This is a genomic window from Numidum massiliense (assembly GCF_001375555.1).
GTDB classification, from domain to species: Bacteria; Bacillota; Bacilli; order Thermoactinomycetales; family Novibacillaceae; genus Numidum; species Numidum massiliense.
This window is the reverse complement of the sequence record NZ_CTDZ01000009.1, coordinates 480,368-496,656: the sequence shown is the minus strand read 5'-3', so window position 1 is coordinate 496,656 and position 16,289 is coordinate 480,368. Positions and strand designations below refer to the sequence as shown.

Below are 16,289 nucleotides of genomic sequence, written 5' to 3'. Positions count from 1 at the left end.
ACCACTATAGCAATACCGCTTAGTTGGAGTCAATGGAACTGTTGTGAACGAAGAGGCACTTGCTAACGAAACAAGCGGACAAACCACAGGACGAGCGACACGACGATACTGAGGACGATGCACGTGACGATCGGAAAGTAGAATTTGACGTTTTCCTTCTCTACCACAATATCACCGGGTAACCGTCCGAGAGGTAAAAACTTTCCGCCGAATTGCCAAATGAGTCCGACGACGATCAGGACGGCGCCCAAGCCGATGAGTAGCTTCGGTAAATCATTCACGACGGTAGCTCCAATCCGAAGTGGCGGTAACAGTTAGCGGTGACGGTGCGGCCGCGCGGCGTACGGTCGATAAACCCGATCTGTAGCAAATACGGTTCGTACACGTCTTCCACCGTTTGCGGCTCTTCGCCGATGACAGCGGCAATCGTATCCAGGCCGACTGGTCCCCCGCGAAACTTCTTCATAATCGCATACAAAAGTTTATGGTCGACTTTGTCTAGCCCTAGTTTATCCACTTGGATTAATTCTAACGCTTCCCGCGCCATTTCAGCGGTTATAATGCCGTCGCCCCGCACTTGCACGTAGTCGCGCACCCGTTTTAGTAGCCGATTTGCCACCCGCGGCGTGCCGCGTGCGCGCGTCGCAATTTCTTCCGCACCGTTACCGTGTATGTCCACTTGCAAAATTTCCGCCGCCCGGCTGACGATCGTCGTCAACTCTTCTGCACTGTAGTACTCCAATCTGCTGTGCACGCCGAAGCGGTCGCGTAGCGGCGACGACAGCGAGCCGGCGCGCGTCGTCGCTCCGATTAACGTGAACGGCGGCAAGTCTAACCGCACCGAGCGGGCACTCGGTCCTTTGCCAATCATAATGTCGAGGGCGAAGTCTTCCATCGCCGGATAGAGTACCTCTTCCACGCTCCGGTGCAGGCGGTGAATCTCGTCGATGAACAGAACATCTCCTTGTTGCAAATTCGTAAGTAGCGCTGCCAAGTCACCAGGCCGCTCGATCGCCGGGCCGGACGTCGTCCGCAAATTGACACCTAACTCGTTGGCGACGATCGTCGCCAGCGTCGTCTTACCGAGGCCGGGTGGTCCGTACAGCAACACGTGGTCGAGTGCTTCGCGGCGCCCTTTCGCCGCCTCGATAAAAATTTGTAACGTCTCTTTCGCTTGCGCTTGCCCGATATATTCGGCGAGATAACGAGGGCGCAGACTCAACTCCACTTGATCGTCTTCCCGCATATACTGCGTCGATATGACGCGCTCGTCCATTCCGATCCCTCCTCGCGTGCTAAACACGTCTCCTAAGGCGCCTTACGGGGTAACGGGCGTGCGGTGCCCTTCTGTACAAGCCGCGTGTCGTCAAGCACACCCGTATGGCCGACGTGTCGTTTCGAAGTCGCGACGCCCCCCTCGTCTACGACACGTGTGCCCGGACGTCGTAGCTATCGTCGCTTCGTTCGCCCGTAGGCGCTCACGAGGGCAAAAACGCCTGCAGCGCCTGCCGAATGAGAATGTCGACAGAAACATTTTCCTCGTCCAATTGTGCTGCCGCCTCTTGCACCGCGCGGCTCGCTTCTTTTTCCGTATAGCCGAGCTGCATGAGCGCTTCTCTCGCCTCACTTAAGGACCCGCCCGCTTCCACCTCCGCATCCCCCGCCTGGGCAGCGTTCTCCCCAAAGTCGGTTCCTCGACCCGCAGCGATCATGTCGTTCAGCCACACGTCGAGCGACAACTTGTCCTTCAGGTCGAGCACGATGCGTTGTGCCGTCTTTTTCCCCACGCCGGGTAGCTTCGTTAAATAGCGGTAGTCTTCCTCGTAAATCGCCCGCACGACAGCAGCCGGCTCACCCGCGCTCAAAATGCCGAGTGCGACTTTCGGCCCGATGCTGGAAACGTTCAACAACTGACGAAACAGTTCGCGTTCCTCCACCGACGGAAAGCCGTATAGACCGATAAAATCTTCCCGTACGTGTTGGTGCGTAAAGACGCGTAGCCGCGTCCCTTCGGCGCCAAAAGCGCGCGGATCCGGACAAAAAATGTGGTAGCCGACCCCGTACACCTTCACGACGATCGCCTCGTGATAAATGTAAGCAAGTTCTCCGTCTATAAAATCGATCACTCGCTCTTCCTCCTGCTTCGCTGCTCCGCAACATGAAGCTGACGCTGTAGCTGTGCCGAATGCGCCTCGCAAATCGCGATCGCCAACGCGTCGGCCACGTCGTCTGGACGCGGAATTTCCGATAACGACAACAATACTTTTACCATCTCTTGCACTTGCCGCTTTTCGGCTTTGCCGTAGCCGACGACCGCTTGCTTCACTTGCAGTGGCGTATATTCGGTAATGGCGGCACCTGCTTCCTCTGCCGCCAGCATAATGACACCTCGCGCTTGTCCGACAGAGAAAGCCGTCGTCACATTGCGATTAAAAAAAAGCTTCTCGATCGCCACGACGTCCGGCGTCGTCTTCGCCAACAGTTCGGTGCACGCGTCGTATATTTGTTTTAGGCGACGCGGCGTCGGCAGCCCGGCCTTCGTCTCGATCGTGCCGTACTGAATCGGGGTGATGCGGTGCCCGTGCTGCTCGACAACGCCGAAGCCGACAATGGCGATCCCCGGATCAATTCCCATAATGCGCACAAACTTCTCTCCCTAGTTCGCGCTGTGCTGCTGCAACGCTTCCTCGTCTAATTCAAAATTGGCGTAAACGTTTTGCACGTCGTCGTTATCTTCCAACGCATCGATCAGTTTCAACATTTTCGTCGCGTCGTCGCCGCTTAACGTCACCGTGTTTTCCGGCTCCATCGCGATTTCTGCTCGCGCGAACGTCACGCCTTCTTCAGAAAGTGCTTCTTTTACTTGTTCAAACTGCTCGGGGGCTGTCGTCACGTCGTACGTCTCTTCTTCTGCAGCAAAATCTTCCGCCCCGGCCTCTAAGGCGAGCATGAGTAAATGATCTTCGTCAAGGGTGGTGTCCGCGCGATTGACGACGAGTGTCCCTTTGCGCGCAAACATCCACGCCACACAGCCACTCGCGCCGAGATTGCCACCGTGCTTGGAAAAAATGTGGCGCACGTCGGCAGCCGTACGGTTGCGATTATCGGTTAGCACTTCGACTAAGACAGCCACGCCAGCTGGTCCGTATCCTTCGTAAGTGATTTCTTCGTAAGTGACACCGTCGAGCGCACCGAGCGCCTTTTTGATCGTACGCTCAATGTTGTCGTTCGGCATGTTCGCCTCCCGCGCTTTACTCACAGCTAGCCTTAGGCGCTGGTTGGCGGACGGATCGCCGCCCCCTTGGCGTGCAGCGACAAAAATTTCCCGCGATATTTTCGTAAACGTTTTTCCCCGGGCCGCATCTTGGCGATTTTTACGGTGTTGAATATTTTTCCATTTAGAATGTCCAGCCATAGTTATCCCCTCTACAATTAGAAAGATTTGCTCATCCGCTAACCATTTCTTACCAGAACGTTAACGTCCGTTAATCGTCCGCTTTAGGAAACGGTGGAGGGATGGGCGGTGTATGGCGTTTATGTTCCGTACGGCGGTGCATGTTTTCGATGACGCCGCGGTCGCGCGCTGCCACGGCTTCTCCCGCGAGAAACGCATCGATGGCCGCATACGTCGTCCCCATTTCCGTTTCGTCTTCTTGCCCTTCCCACAACCCTGCCGATGGTGGGCGATTGCACACACTTTCCGGGACGCCGAGGTGACGGGCCCAGTCGTACACCTCCCGTTTCAACAAGCGCGCCAGCGGCTGCAAATCGACACCGCCGTCGCCGTACTTCGTAAAATACCCCGTATAATACTCGGCCCTGTTATCCGTACCGACGACGAGATAGTTAAAGTCATTCGCTACCGTGTACAACGTCGCCATGCGCACGCGTGCCCGTAAGTTGGCGTCTCTCAGTCGTTCGATTTCTGGCCGAGACGCCACCTTCCCGGCTGCCGTTAACTGCGCCTCGACCGTTTGCTGCAGCGTGCGGTGAGGGGCTGAGACATCGATGGTCACGCAGTCAATCCCACTCGCTGCCACGACTTTCTGCGCATCCTCTTCGTCGCGTGCGTTAGAGTGACACGGCATGATCACGCCGAGAGAATGATCTGGACAAGCTTGTTTAATCAAAAAAGAAACAACGGCACTGTCGACGCCGCCGCTAATCCCTACGATCAAGCCGTCCGCCCGCGCCGCCTGCACCCGTTCGCGCAGCCAAGTGACGACGTGTGCGATATTTTGCTCGATTTTGCTCACAACTGAGTATCCTCCTATAAGTGCGCGACATCGTCTTGACATATCGTCTGTCACGATCGTCTTTTACTATTGTTTATGATAGCACAACGCCACCATTCTACCAAGCGACTCCGAGCCAGCGCAAAAACTGTAGCCAACGCGGACGGTCTTGCACCATCATTAATAAATACGGCGCAACTTTTTGTAGGGAATAACCGCGGCGCCCTTTTAACAAGCCAGTCTGTTCGCGGAAAAAATCGTTCGGAAACATGAGCAAGCGATCGAGCACAACTTGCTCTTCGGGGCGCAGCGGACGAACCAATTGGTAGTTAGCTAGGATCGCTTCGTAGACGCGCGGATCCCAATGCCATTCGACGAGCGTACGGCTCGTCATTTGCCACACATCGCCGATTTGCGCATCGAAGGCGGCCGTTTCAAAATCGATCAGCCACGGCTTCCCGCCCTTGCCGATGACGATGTTGTGGCTCGCCAAATCGCGATGGGCTACTGCCCGCTTTGCCTTCTCAAACCGCGTCACCGCGTGAATCGGTGACGCCTCGATTTTTCGCAGCGCCCATTCGCCCCAGCGGCGGTAGTCATCGCGCACAGCCGCAGGTAAAAACGAGACGGGCTCGCGACACGACTGTTCATACTGTTCGAACCGTTTTTGCACCCTTTGTGCGAGCGTGGCCGCTTCTCGCCCTCGTGTGGCACCGCTCTCGATCCCCCGCGCGGCAACGTGAAAACGCGCCAGCAACTGCGCACCGACCATCACGTCCCGATAGCGACTGTAACGTGCTTGTCGTCCGGAAATGAAGCGCATGACGAGCCACTCGTTTTTCCACACAAAAAAGTCGGGCATCGACGTAAAGCCGCGTTCCCGGATGGCGCGGTCGACTCGCTGCCACCAAAGCACGTGGTGCCTATCTGCGATCGGTTTTAGCAAATATTTTCGCCGCGTGGTCTCGATGTATAACAGCCCGTGTCGTTTACCCGTCCGAACGATCCGTTCCCCTAGGTACTCCGCCAATTCCCGCACATTTATACTCATTGTGTTCCCGCCTGTCAAAAAAGTCGTCGCTCCTGCCACGGATGGTCGTGGAAACTTAAGCTCCCTCACGCACCATGCGTCGCTCCGTTAAAACGAGGAAGAAGACGAGCTGCTACTCCCATCCCACCAATCGATCATTTCTTGGTAACCGTGCGGTGCGTACCCCCCGGAGCCGTACCCATCGTATGGCATGGCGGTCATACACGGACACGGCGCCCTCATATACGGCATAGCTGGCATCCCCATCGACAGGTGCGCGTCCGGTGATTCCATCGGCACCCCCAGATGTGGGATTGCGGACAATTCGACTGGCGGCACCGGTGGCACTGGAGGCACTCGGGGCACTGGGGGCGCGATCGCATAAGGTGCCGCATATGGCGCCACCGGCATCCCAAGCTGCCGCATGGGCATCGCGAGGGGTGACGGCGGGGAAATGGGCGCCATTGCCGAGACGTGCGGATCAAACGGCCCCCATGGCTGCTGACCGGGCAGCCCGTACATCGCCCCTGTCATCGACACCCACGGCTGTTCAAACCACCCGCCGATGCCAAGAGGTGATAAGTCGCTTGAAGATGAGCCAAAAGTTGACGAAGCAGCGCTAGAATCTGCGCCTTGTTTGCCAACCGAGCTAGACATGTGATCGAGCGGAAGCGCCCCGACTGGCTGCGGTTCAACTGGAGTGGGCTGTGACGTCCGTTCAGTGGGCTGTGACGTCCGTTCGCTAGCCGGCCTACGCGTTTCACCCGGAAGTACATCTATGCGCTTTCGCTCAATCGGAGAGGGTGAAGCGACCTTCTTACCTGCCGCTGGTTGCGTTTCGGCCGGGGCAGCCGCTTGCCGCCTCGGCTTTATGGGCACGCCTTCCGTCGCTATGCGAATTTTCGTCCCCGCCTGCAAATTGTTAGGGTCTTGAATATGACGGTTGTCGTCAATAATCGTTTGCAACGACACGTTATACTGCTTAGAAAGTTTCCACAGCGTATCTCCTTGGCGGACGATATGGATTCTCATGTTTTCCCTCCTCGTGCGTAATTTCTCCTACCCGCTGCCGCGCGCTGAGGGACGCACCCGGCGAGCATAGGCTACTTCCATCCTATGCACCAATTAGGCGAATTGCGCATAAAAAAGACCTAGGGAGAGGAAATTCCCCTAGGCCTTGTGACGCGGCACGACGCGGCGCCATTTTTTCTGCGCCGCACGCTGTTCGAATCGTTCGCCGTCCACTGCTCACTATTGTTTGGTGCAACTCGCAGGACGTCGTCCTACCGCGTGGTATGAGAGACAGGTTCGTACGCGTTAAAACCTTCGACCTGGACAATCTTGCGGAATTCTTCCAGTAGTTGTTTCGTCACCGTACCGGGCTTCCCGCTACCGATCTTGCGCCCGTCGACGTCGACGACGGCGATGACTTCTGCAGCCGTCCCGGTTAAAAATGCCTCGTCCGCGGTATACACGTCGTAACGCGTAAACCGCTCTTCTTTTACCGTATAGCCGATGCGCGCACATATGTCGATAATCGCTTGCCGCGTAATGCCTTCCAGCGCCCCGATTGCGCTCGGTGGCGTGTACAGCACACCGCCTTTGACGAGGAAAATGTTGTCGCCCGAGCACTCAGCGACATACCCGTCGTTACTTAGCAATAAGGCTTCGCCAATTCCGGCGCGGCTCGCTTCGATTTTTGCTAATACGTTATTTAAGTAGTTGAGCGATTTGATTTTCGGGTTTAGCGCTTCCGGGATGTTTCGCCGCGTCGGCACAGTCGCAATCTCCAACCCGTTTTCGTACACTTCCTGTGGGTACATGGTCACCTGATCGGCAATAACAATCACACTCGGCTGTGAGCATTTCGCCGGATCTAACCCGAGATCACCGATGCCGCGTGAAACGATTAGGCGGATATACGCGTCGCGCAATTCATTCTTTCGCACCGTCTCAGCTACGTGCTGCTCTAGCTCTTCGAGCGTGTACGGGATGTCTAGCATAATGACTTTCGCCGAGTCGTATAAGCGCACCATATGTTCGCGCAGGCGAAAAATGTTGCCGTTGTAGACGCGAATACCTTCGAAAATACCGTCCCCGTATAAAAAGCCGTGATCAAAGACGGATATGGTCGCTTCCTCTTTTTTTACGTATTTTCCATTTAAAAATATCCACCGCTGTTCCACGAGAAGCACCTCCGAAAAATTATGACAATATGACAGGTGATGACAATAATAAAGTTATCGAAACATTTCAACGCAAGAATGATTTAGAACATATTATATTACTGTCTCTTGACGTTGTCAACGCTTTACAGCGGTAAAATCAGTGCTAACTGCGTAACATGGGTAAGAACCTAACTGACGCAGTCTACATCCTAACGCGTCAATTTCACGCATCGCCCCTTGCAGCAACACATCTTCTGCTGACGCTTCCGCGTCGATAAAAAAGTGGTAACTACCGAGACCTCTTTTCGTCGGGCGCGATTCGATCCGCGTCAAGTTAATTTTCCGCCAAGCGAACGTTGCCAGTACTTGATATAACGCTCCCGGGAAATCTTCCGGTAACGTAATAAGTAAACTCGTTTTTTGCGCGACGGCCTTCGGTTGCACCTCGTGCGGCGCTTGGCCGACGACGATAAAGCGGGTATAGTTGTGCGCGTAATCAGCGATCGCTACCTCCCGCAAATTTAAGTTGTATATTTGCTGTGCCAAGCGCGTGCCGATCGCCGCCCAGCGGTGCTCCGGATGTGTGCTTACGATGCGCGCCGCTTCGGCTGTGCTACTGGCGTACTCGATTTCTGCACCGCTCATGTTATCGCGTAAAAACAAGCGGCACTGCGCAATCGCCTGCGGGTGGGAGAGCACTTTCGTCACCTCTGCTAATGGCAGTTGCGCATGCGCCTCGTGCACGATTAAATGTTGTGCTACGGGATAGACCAATTCGCCGACGATCGGCGCTGCCACTTGGTGCACGAGCCAGTCGAGCGTCAAATTGACGGACCCTTCAATCGCATTTTCCACTGGTACGACGCCTAAGTGGACCTCCCCGCTATGCACAGCGCTCAGCACGTCGGGAATCGTCTTGTACGGAACTGTTTCATAAGCTGTCTCCGGTAACAAATAGTGCGCTGCTTCTTGTGTAAACGTTCCAGCCGGCCCTAAAAAGGCAACCGTTTGTTTCATTGAAAATGCTCCTTTTATTTTTCTCATCACTTTACACGGTTCGTTTTTCCGTGTCAATCGCGTGGCTGCCCCTTTGCACGGTTGCCCCTTGTGCCCACGGTGTGAGGTGGCGGATGTGTGCACGCGTCCCATGGCGCGTAAACGTCTCTTCTAAATAGTGTGCCAGCCGCTCCTCTTCCCCGCTTTGCGCAAAGGCGAGTAACGTCGGGCCTGCGCCGCTCAAGGCAATCCCTTGCGCCCCGTGCCGATTAGCTGCCGCTAACATGTCGGCTAACCCCGGGACGAGCCGGCCGCGGTAAGGGTGGTGAAACGTATCTTGCATCGCCGCCGGGAGCAACCCCCACCGCCCTGTTAGCAGTGCTGCCGTCAACACGTTCGCCCGACTGCTAGAAAGGATCGCCTCGCGGAACGGCAATTCGCCTGGCAATGCGTCACGCGCCTCCGTCGTCGAAAGCTCGTATTCCGGGATCGCGACGACGACGGGGAGCGGCGGCGGATCTGCTTGCACGACCGCTGCACGGCGTCCGTCCCACGATCCGATGACGACTCCGCCGAGTAAACTCGCCCCGATGTTGTCCGGATGACCTTCCCACGCCGTCCCTAACTGTAACAACTCGTCCATGCTGAACGCGCCGCCGAGCAGTTCGTTCGCCGCCACGAGTCCGGCAGCGAGGGCGGCGGCACTGCTACCGAGGCCGCGCGTCATCGGTATGTCACTCCACACGTGCACGGCGAGCGAAGGGAGCGCCTCACCCCGTGCCGCGAAACATTTTTGCATCACTTGCACGATTAGGTTTGTCTCATCCGCCGGCAATCCGGTTAAGTTGTCGCCGTGTAGGACGACGCGCGTTGTGTGCGCGCGCTCGACGCGCACGGTCGTGAATACATTGAGCGCCATGCCGATCGAGTCGAATCCGGGACCTAAATTGGCCGTACTCCCCGGCACGACGACTTCAAATGGCTCTATTTTCGACGCCCGGTTACACATGCACACTCCCCCGTTTCTGACCGATCGCCGCCAGTACGTCGGTCAGCGTCGAGCGGACGACTGTCGGCTGCACCTTCCCGGCGTCAATCGCCGCCTGAGGATCTTTTAACCCGTTACCAGTTAGGACACAGACGACGCGCGTGCCGTCGGCGAGCTGCCCGCGCTGCCGCTGTTTGATGACGCCAGCGAGCGAAGCGGCGGAAGCTGGTTCGGCAAACACCCCTTCTTTTTGCGCCAACAGGCGGTAAGCCGCGACGATCTCTTCATCGCTCACCATGTCGATCACACCGCCGGATTCCTCGGCTGCCGCAACCGCACGATCCCAACTCGCCGGATTGCCGATGCGAATCGCCGTCGCGAGCGTCTCCGGCTGGGCAATCGGTTTACCCTTCGCAATCGCAGCGGCTCCCTCTGCCTCAAATCCCCACATCTCGGGCGTTTTAGCAATCCGCTTCGCTGCCGCATACTCCGTAAACCCGCGCCAGTAAGCGGTAATGTTCCCCGCGTTACCCACGGGGATCGCCAGGACGTCCGGCGCACTTCCGAGCGCGTCGCACACTTCGAACGCCGCTGTTTTCTGGCCTTCGATGCGGTACGGGTTTAACGAATTGACGAGCGTAATCGGGTAGGAATCCGTAATCTCGCGCACGATCGCCAGCGCCTCGTCAAAATTGCCGTCGACGGCGACGATTTCGGCCCCGTAACTGACAGCCTGCGCCAATTTGCCGACGGCAATTTTTTTGTCGGGGACGAGCACGATGCAGCGGAGTTTAGCCCGCGCCGCATAAGCTGCTGCCGCTGCCGACGTATTCCCCGTCGACGCACACATAATCGTATCGCTTCCCGCCTCAATCGCCTTCGCGACCGCCAATACCATTCCGCGGTCTTTGAACGACCCCGTCGGGTTCAATCCTTCATATTTTAAATACAACTCGACGCCGAGAACCTTTGATATGTTCACCGCGGGAATGAGCGGTGTATTCCCTTCGTACAGCGTCACTCGCGGCGTCGCCTCGTTAACTGGTAAATAATCACTGTAATGGGTAATTAATCCTGGCCACATGTCACATTCTCCCTTCCACGCGGTAACTGCTCACAATGTCATTCACAATGTCTAGCTGCTCGAGTTGTCGTTTCACTTGCTCAAACGCGTGCTTGCTCGCTTCGTGCGTAATGAGCACGATTTCGGCAAGGTCGCGGCCGCCCAGCGGGTCTTGAATCACTTTTTCCAAACTGATCCCGTAATCGGCGAGCAGTTGCGTGATTTTCGCCAACACGCCGGCGCGGTCGACGACGAGCAAACGCAAAAAGCATTTCGCATATTTTTGGTCGTCTGCTTTCAACTTCTTTTCCCGGTAGAGGGGCGCGCCGCTTTGCCCCGTGGCACCGAGGCGCATGTTTTTCACGACGGCGACGAGATCGGCGACGACTGCCGTAGCCGTCGGCAATTCCCCAGCACCTGGTCCGTAAAACATCGTTTCCCCAACCGCTTCCCCGTAAATGTAGACGGCATTAAACACACCGCCGACGGAGGCGAGCGGATGCGCCACCGGAATCATCGTCGGCTGCACCGACACGTCGATCATTCCGTCGTCTTCCTGGGCAATCCCGACGAGCTTCATTTCGTAACCGAGTCGCTTCGCGTAGGCAAGATCGGCGGGCGTCACGTCGGTAATGCCCGTCACATCGACATCGTCCGGCACGACCGGGGTGTGAAAGCCGAGCGTGGCCAAAATAGCCATTTTGCGGGCGGCGTCTAGTCCACCGACATCGGCTGTCGGGTCGGCCTCAGCGTAACCGAGTTGTTGTGCCTCGTGCAAGACGTCGGCGTACGCCGCACCATCGTGACTCATTTTACTTAAAATGTAGTTGGTCGTCCCGTTGACGATCCCGATCATTTTTTTCACGCGGTCCGAGGAGAGTCCTTCACCTAACGCCCGCAGCAGCGGGATGCCCCCTGCGACACTCGCTTCGAAAAAGACGTCGCACTTGTTGGCCGCGGCCAGCTCAAGTAATTCAGCACCGTGCTGCGCCATTAAATCTTTATTGGCAGTTACGACGTGCTTGCCGTTTTCGAGCGCCTCCGTCATGTACGTGCGCGCCGTATCGACCCCGCCCATCACTTCGACGACAACATCGATGTGCGGGTCGTGCAAGACGTCGCGCGGGTTGTCTGTCAACTTGTCGGCCGCGACAGATACTGTCCGCTCCTTGTCCAACTGCTTGACGAGTATTTTTGCAATCGCGATGCGGCAGCCCGTGCGCTGATACAAATCTTCTTGGTGGCGCTCGATAATGCGGACGACGCCGCTACCGACCGTCCCGAGCCCGATGAGTCCCACGTTAATCGTCTGTTTGTTCAATGCGTCCACTCCTAAAAAATGTTAGATTTCCTAAATCGTTTCGCTGCGCCCGACAATCAGGGCCCGTTTGACGCCGTCTACTGTTTGCAACTCCTCCAAAAATTGCGTAATACCTTTGGCCAAATGAGTCGTATCGATCGACATCGCCACGTTAGCCATCCCCTGTAGCGGAATCGTTTGGTTAATTGTTAGCACGTTGCCACCCACACCCGCCACATAACTTAACACTCTGGAAAGCACACCCGAACGGTGCTCTAAGTTCATCGAGACGGTAATGATCATCTCCTTCATCGCGGCACTGAACGGGTAAATACCGTCCTTATACTTGTAAAACGCGCTGCGACTGAGTCCGACGCGGCCGACAGCCTCGCCGACCGTCTCCACTTTTCCGGAGGCGAGTAGTTTTTTTGCTTCAACCGTCTTCACAATCGCTTCGGGTAAAATATCAGCCCGTATTAAGTAAAACTGTTCGTCACCACTCACAGGTAACAGTCCTCCCAAAACAGACATATGTATGCACGTTGTGGACATTATAAATGCTGCAAGCGCTAACAGGCAAGGGCTTTTTTTTTTAATACTTACTTCGGCTATGGTACAAGCAAAACCGACGGTTACACCATACAATACATAGAACGACTATTGGCATTTAAAGGAACTAAGGAGAGAACGTCAGTGACCGCAGACTTGACAGAAGCGATTGAACAGCTGCAAAATCGCGTCTATAACCTCCAACGACGATGCTCAGAACAGCAAGAACAACTGTTAAAACTGCAACAGTCGGAGCAGTATTTGCAACAGCGCCTACTTTTTTTTGAACAGCTCATCCTCTTGGAGTACCTCGAGCTACTCGAACTGTGGAAACAAAAGCTCCTCCAACGAGAATCGCAGCAACGCCCCCTTCATTAAAGAAATGAGGAAAGTAGCATAACACATTAGACAACGACAAAAAGGAAGGGAGTAAAAGATTCCCTTCCTTTGGCAAACTTAGGAGACCGCCCTCCGCAACATGTGTTTAATCGAATCCGAAGCAGTCGTTCACGATGAGTTGCTTTTCCCGAGCAAACACTTCAGTCGTTAATAGGTCGTTGTCGTTATGCAGCTCCGTTACCCACTTTTTACTATTTTCAGACATTTTATCACAAAGAAGCTTTAACCTATACGTAGAATCGTCCGTGAACAACTGCTGCTTGTTAATCGTTTCGCACACGTTTTTTAGCAACTGTTTCGCCTCTCGCTTCCGCCCTTGCACGATCAACAATTCGGACAGTACTAATTGTGATAGCACCACCCCTTCCCGATCATCGAAATCGCCACTAAGCATAATCGATTGTTGTATGGCTTGCTCTGCGGACACGTACTGCTCTAAATGACAGTAGTTGATCCCACGTATGCGCCAAATGTTAGCCAGAGCATCCGTGTATCGGTTCCGTACGGCAAGCTCGTGCGCCCACTCGAGGCAGTCGTTCGATTCGCGGTATTGCCGATAATTTTCCCCGAGTAAAAGAGCCTTAAAGATGACGGCTTGCAATAGGACGAAGGTGTGACTGGACTTATTGACCAGCAGGAGCACTTTCTCTAAATCGGCAAAAGCCTCGCGGAAATTGTTTAACCGGTAGTTGCAAAACACGATTTTTCCGAGTAAAACAGCTAACATGTATTCGCTGTCCTTGTTTAGTGGCAGGTGATTGATCGCCAGTTGGTAGTGCACAATGGCATCTTTATATTTTTTGCAATCCACGCCCAAGTTCCCTAATTCCCGGTAACAGAGCACATGCACGTTCTTCATGCCGAGCCTTGTTAGCTCTCCGTGTTTGTGTAGCGATTGCTTCAGCAGACCGGCCGCCGCTTGCGTCTTCCCTTGTGCCCGCAATAAAAAAGCTCTTAACAATTTAATGTACGCGTCCATGTACTCGGTATGAGGCGGGAACGGATACTGTTCCATTTCACGAAGAAAGTTGTGAAATTCTTGCAGGCGTTTTTGCTTTAGCAGCGATCGCATCGTCTGATACAACAACCAGAACAGGTCCGGTTCCCGCTCCTCCCGCGACACGTGGCTTAATTCTTCACAAATGCGCATGACATTGCTGCGCTCAAACGGAATGCCCCTCTCACTGTATACGTTAACTGACACCACATTCCCCATTAATAAATTCTTCCCTCTCTATATGTTGTTATTTTTTTTTGTGTCATTATTAAGGCTTACTTTTTTTACTCTTCTCATCTTGCACGATCGCGCGCAATTGCTCTACCGAGAGCCCTTCTTCATATACTGCGCCCCCGATGACGAACGTCGGCGTGAATTCGATGTTGAGATCATTCGCTAATTGCCTGCCGTTGTCTACTTGCGTCTTCAACGTTTTACTCTTGAGCGCTTTTTCGAATGTCGCCTCGTCGAGCCCGAGCTCTTGTGCGTAATCTAACAATTTTTTCCGAAAATCGTCGTCCGCTAACTTCGCCCATTCTTGTTGCTGTGCAAACAGCAGGTCGTGCATCGCCCAATACTCCCCTTGCTCTCCGGCTGCCCGTGCGGCCACTGCCGCTTGCGGCGCGTTCGGATGCATGTTCAGCGGGTAATCTTTGAACACGTAGCGCACGTCGCCGTCATCGATCAGTTTTTTGAGCGTCGGGTGCAGCATTTGCACACTCATTTGACACGCCGGACACTGGTAATCGGAAAATTCGAAGACCGTCACCGGCGCTTTTTCTTCCCCTAACGTTTGGTCGTCTGCGTCAAGCGGAACATCTAACCCCGTCCGTGCCGGCTGCGGCAACTGATCGCTCACATCTCCTTCAGATTGAGCTGCATCGTCCGAACCGGTCCCTTCGGCTTGCGGAGGCTTGTCCGTTCCCGTTGACCCACTTTGGGACTGCACGAGTAGCGGGATGACGATTGCGAGTAAGACAACTAACACGACTCCCCCAAAAATAAGTTCGAGTTTACGATCCGTTTGCTTACGTTTAGCCAAGTGACTCCCTCCACTCGTCCATTGACACGTCTAGCTTTAGTCCACTAGCTTTGTCCACTATCTTTCGTCCACTTCACTTCTTACGCGTCTATGCACTTCTTTTATTTCTTCGATTTTCCGACGTTACCGGAACGCCACTGGTCAAGGTATCTCTTCGACCTTCGACAATCGCCTTCGACAATCGCCGACCTCAGGCCTATTCGACGAACTCGAATTCAAGCTCGCCGATGCGCACGGTATCGCCGTCTTGCGCCCCTCTCTCCCGCAGGGCATCGTCAACTCCCATTTTGCGTAAAATGCGAGCAAAGCGATCGATCGAGTCTTGATAAGCAAAATTGGTCATCGTCACGAGTTTGTCCAGTTTAGCACTTTCGACGACGAACACTTCGTTATCGCGGCGAATGACGAACTGTTCCTGTTTTTCGGCAGCGCGGTACAACTTGTAATCCGTTTGTTCTGCGGCTTCTCCGCTGCCGCCACCTGACAAGGAGGCAGCTGGCGCCTCGTCTAGCGCGTCGGCAATCGCGTACAGCAACGCTTGCACTCCGTCGCGCGTCGCGGCGGAAATAGGGATCACCTGAACGTCGTCACCTACTTCAGCTTTAAACAGCGCCAAGTTGTCCTCCGCCCCGGGCACGTCCATTTTGTTTGCTGCGACAATTTGCGGCCGCTGCGCCAACGACTCGTTGTACAGCGAAAGCTCGGCATTAATTTGGTGATAATCGGCGAGCGGATCCCGCCCTTCCGACCCGGCCATGTCAATGACGTGTACGAGCACGCGGGTGCGCTCGACGTGCCTCAGAAACTGGTGTCCGAGTCCGACGCCCTCGTGTGCGCCTTCGATTAAACCAGGCAAGTCTGCCATGACAAAATCGCGCCCGTCGCCGACGTCGACGACCCCTAAGTTAGGCGACAACGTCGTAAAGTGGTACGCCGCAATTTTCGGCTTGGCCGCCGAGACGATTGACAGGAGCGTCGACTTACCCACACTCGGATAACCGACTAACCCGACGTCAGCGAGCAACTTCAATTCGCAAATTATCCAACGCTCCACGCCAGGCTCACCGTTTTCGGCAATTTCTGGCGCCGGGTTAGCCGGGGTGGCGAACCGCACATTACCTCGCCCGCCGCGCCCACCGCGCGCGACGACCACTTCGGCACCGTGAGTCGTCAAGTCGGCGATCACGTCCTCCGTCTCCTCGTCCATCACGACTGTGCCCGGCGGCACTTTCACTCGAAGCGGTTCCGCGTTTGCGCCGTGCTGAGACTTACTTCGCCCGTGTTCCCCGCGTGCCGCTTTATAGTGGCGTTGGTAGCGCAAATCCATTAACGTGCGCAACCCTTCGTCGACGACAAAAATAACGTCGCCCCCGCGTCCGCCATCACCGCCAGCTGGCCCGCCTTCTGCTACGTACTTTTCGCGCCAGAAGGCAACGATTCCTCTGCCGCCGTCGCCCCCTTTCACATACACTTTTACTTTATCTACAAACATCCTGCTCACCTGCTGCTTTTCGTAAGATGA

Annotated in this window: 18 protein-coding genes; 1 reads left to right on the top strand and 17 read right to left on the bottom strand. The window is 55.1% G+C overall.

Annotated elements, in window-relative coordinates; all coding sequences use genetic code 11:
• Nucleotides 1-62 precede the first annotated feature (62 nt).
• The 14 genes from BN1247_RS02965 to BN1247_RS02900 all read right to left on the bottom strand — a co-directional run bounded on the left by BN1247_RS02965 (nucleotide 63) and on the right by BN1247_RS02900 (nucleotide 12,311).
• Nucleotides 63-281 (bottom strand): DUF2905 domain-containing protein, encoded by a 219-nt coding sequence (locus tag BN1247_RS02965; protein ID WP_054949056.1) that lies wholly within the window; start codon nucleotides 279-281, stop codon nucleotides 63-65.
• Nucleotides 278-1,276: a Holliday junction branch migration DNA helicase RuvB gene (gene ruvB / locus BN1247_RS02960; protein ID WP_054949055.1), complete on the bottom strand. Its 999-nt coding sequence runs from the start codon at nucleotides 1,274-1,276 to the stop codon at nucleotides 278-280. Before ruvB ends, BN1247_RS02965 begins: the two co-directional genes overlap by 4 nt.
• A gap of 202 nt (nucleotides 1,277-1,478) precedes the next feature.
• On the bottom strand, nucleotides 1,479-2,126 hold the full coding sequence (ruvA, locus tag BN1247_RS02955) for a Holliday junction branch migration protein RuvA (protein ID WP_054949054.1): 648 nt from the start codon (nucleotides 2,124-2,126) through the stop codon (nucleotides 1,479-1,481).
• On the bottom strand, nucleotides 2,123-2,644 hold the full coding sequence (ruvC, locus tag BN1247_RS02950; RefSeq protein WP_054949053.1) for a crossover junction endodeoxyribonuclease RuvC: 522 nt from the start codon (nucleotides 2,642-2,644) through the stop codon (nucleotides 2,123-2,125). Before ruvC ends, ruvA begins: the two co-directional genes overlap by 4 nt.
• 12 nt (nucleotides 2,645-2,656) lie before the next feature.
• On the bottom strand, nucleotides 2,657-3,415 hold the full coding sequence (locus BN1247_RS02945; RefSeq protein WP_054949052.1) for a YebC/PmpR family DNA-binding transcriptional regulator: 759 nt from the start codon (nucleotides 3,413-3,415) through the stop codon (nucleotides 2,657-2,659).
• A gap of 70 nt (nucleotides 3,416-3,485) precedes the next feature.
• Nucleotides 3,486-4,247: an NAD(+) synthase gene (nadE, locus tag BN1247_RS02940; protein ID WP_054951467.1), complete on the bottom strand. Its 762-nt coding sequence runs from the start codon at nucleotides 4,245-4,247 to the stop codon at nucleotides 3,486-3,488.
• Nucleotides 4,248-4,353: 106 nt separating this feature from the next.
• A complete protein-coding gene (locus tag BN1247_RS02935) occupies nucleotides 4,354-5,286 on the bottom strand; it encodes a protein kinase family protein (RefSeq protein ID WP_054949051.1) in 933 nt (310 codons plus the stop codon).
• An 87-nt stretch (nucleotides 5,287-5,373) separates the two neighbouring features.
• Nucleotides 5,374-6,297, bottom strand: coding sequence for a LysM peptidoglycan-binding domain-containing protein (locus BN1247_RS02930; RefSeq protein WP_054949050.1), 924 nt, complete (start codon nucleotides 6,295-6,297; stop codon nucleotides 5,374-5,376).
• A 251-nt stretch (nucleotides 6,298-6,548) separates the two neighbouring features.
• Nucleotides 6,549-7,451 carry a branched-chain-amino-acid transaminase gene (ilvE, locus tag BN1247_RS02925; protein WP_054949049.1) on the bottom strand — a complete coding sequence of 301 codons (903 nt, stop codon included), beginning with the start codon at nucleotides 7,449-7,451 and terminating at the stop codon, nucleotides 6,549-6,551.
• A gap of 117 nt (nucleotides 7,452-7,568) precedes the next feature.
• Nucleotides 7,569-8,450, bottom strand: coding sequence for a prephenate dehydratase (pheA, locus tag BN1247_RS02920; RefSeq protein ID WP_054949048.1), 882 nt, complete (start codon nucleotides 8,448-8,450; stop codon nucleotides 7,569-7,571).
• 31 nt (nucleotides 8,451-8,481) lie between these two features.
• Nucleotides 8,482-9,438 carry a homoserine kinase gene (thrB, locus tag BN1247_RS02915; RefSeq protein ID WP_054949047.1) on the bottom strand — a complete coding sequence of 319 codons (957 nt, stop codon included), beginning with the start codon at nucleotides 9,436-9,438 and terminating at the stop codon, nucleotides 8,482-8,484.
• Nucleotides 9,431-10,501 carry a threonine synthase gene (thrC, locus tag BN1247_RS02910; protein WP_054949046.1) on the bottom strand — a complete coding sequence of 357 codons (1,071 nt, stop codon included), beginning with the start codon at nucleotides 10,499-10,501 and terminating at the stop codon, nucleotides 9,431-9,433. The genes thrB and thrC overlap by 8 nt, the downstream gene beginning before the upstream one ends.
• 1 nt (nucleotide 10,502) lies before the next feature.
• On the bottom strand, nucleotides 10,503-11,801 hold the full coding sequence (locus tag BN1247_RS02905; RefSeq protein WP_054949045.1) for a homoserine dehydrogenase: 1,299 nt from the start codon (nucleotides 11,799-11,801) through the stop codon (nucleotides 10,503-10,505).
• Between the two features lie 30 nt (nucleotides 11,802-11,831).
• On the bottom strand, nucleotides 11,832-12,311 hold the full coding sequence (locus tag BN1247_RS02900; RefSeq protein WP_054949044.1) for an ACT domain-containing protein: 480 nt from the start codon (nucleotides 12,309-12,311) through the stop codon (nucleotides 11,832-11,834).
• 162 nt (nucleotides 12,312-12,473) lie between these two features.
• Here BN1247_RS02900 and BN1247_RS02895 point away from each other — a divergent pair, with 162 nt between their 5' ends.
• Nucleotides 12,474-12,707, top strand: a complete 234-nt coding sequence (locus BN1247_RS02895; RefSeq protein ID WP_054949043.1) for a hypothetical protein — start codon at nucleotides 12,474-12,476, stop codon at nucleotides 12,705-12,707.
• Nucleotides 12,708-12,813: 106 nt separating this feature from the next.
• Here BN1247_RS02895 and BN1247_RS02890 read toward each other — a convergent pair whose 3' ends face one another.
• The 3 genes from BN1247_RS02890 to obgE all read right to left on the bottom strand — a co-directional run bounded on the left by BN1247_RS02890 (nucleotide 12,814) and on the right by obgE (nucleotide 16,259).
• Nucleotides 12,814-13,944 carry a tetratricopeptide repeat protein gene (locus tag BN1247_RS02890; RefSeq protein WP_054949042.1) on the bottom strand — a complete coding sequence of 377 codons (1,131 nt, stop codon included), beginning with the start codon at nucleotides 13,942-13,944 and terminating at the stop codon, nucleotides 12,814-12,816.
• A 49-nt stretch (nucleotides 13,945-13,993) separates the two neighbouring features.
• The gene (locus BN1247_RS02885) at nucleotides 13,994-14,767 is read right to left on the bottom strand and encodes a DsbA family protein (protein ID WP_054949041.1); all 774 of its coding nucleotides are present in this window, start codon (nucleotides 14,765-14,767) and stop codon (nucleotides 13,994-13,996) included.
• 196 nt (nucleotides 14,768-14,963) lie between these two features.
• Nucleotides 14,964-16,259, bottom strand: a complete 1,296-nt coding sequence (obgE, locus tag BN1247_RS02880) for a GTPase ObgE (RefSeq protein ID WP_054949040.1) — start codon at nucleotides 16,257-16,259, stop codon at nucleotides 14,964-14,966.
• Nucleotides 16,260-16,289 lie beyond the last annotated feature (30 nt).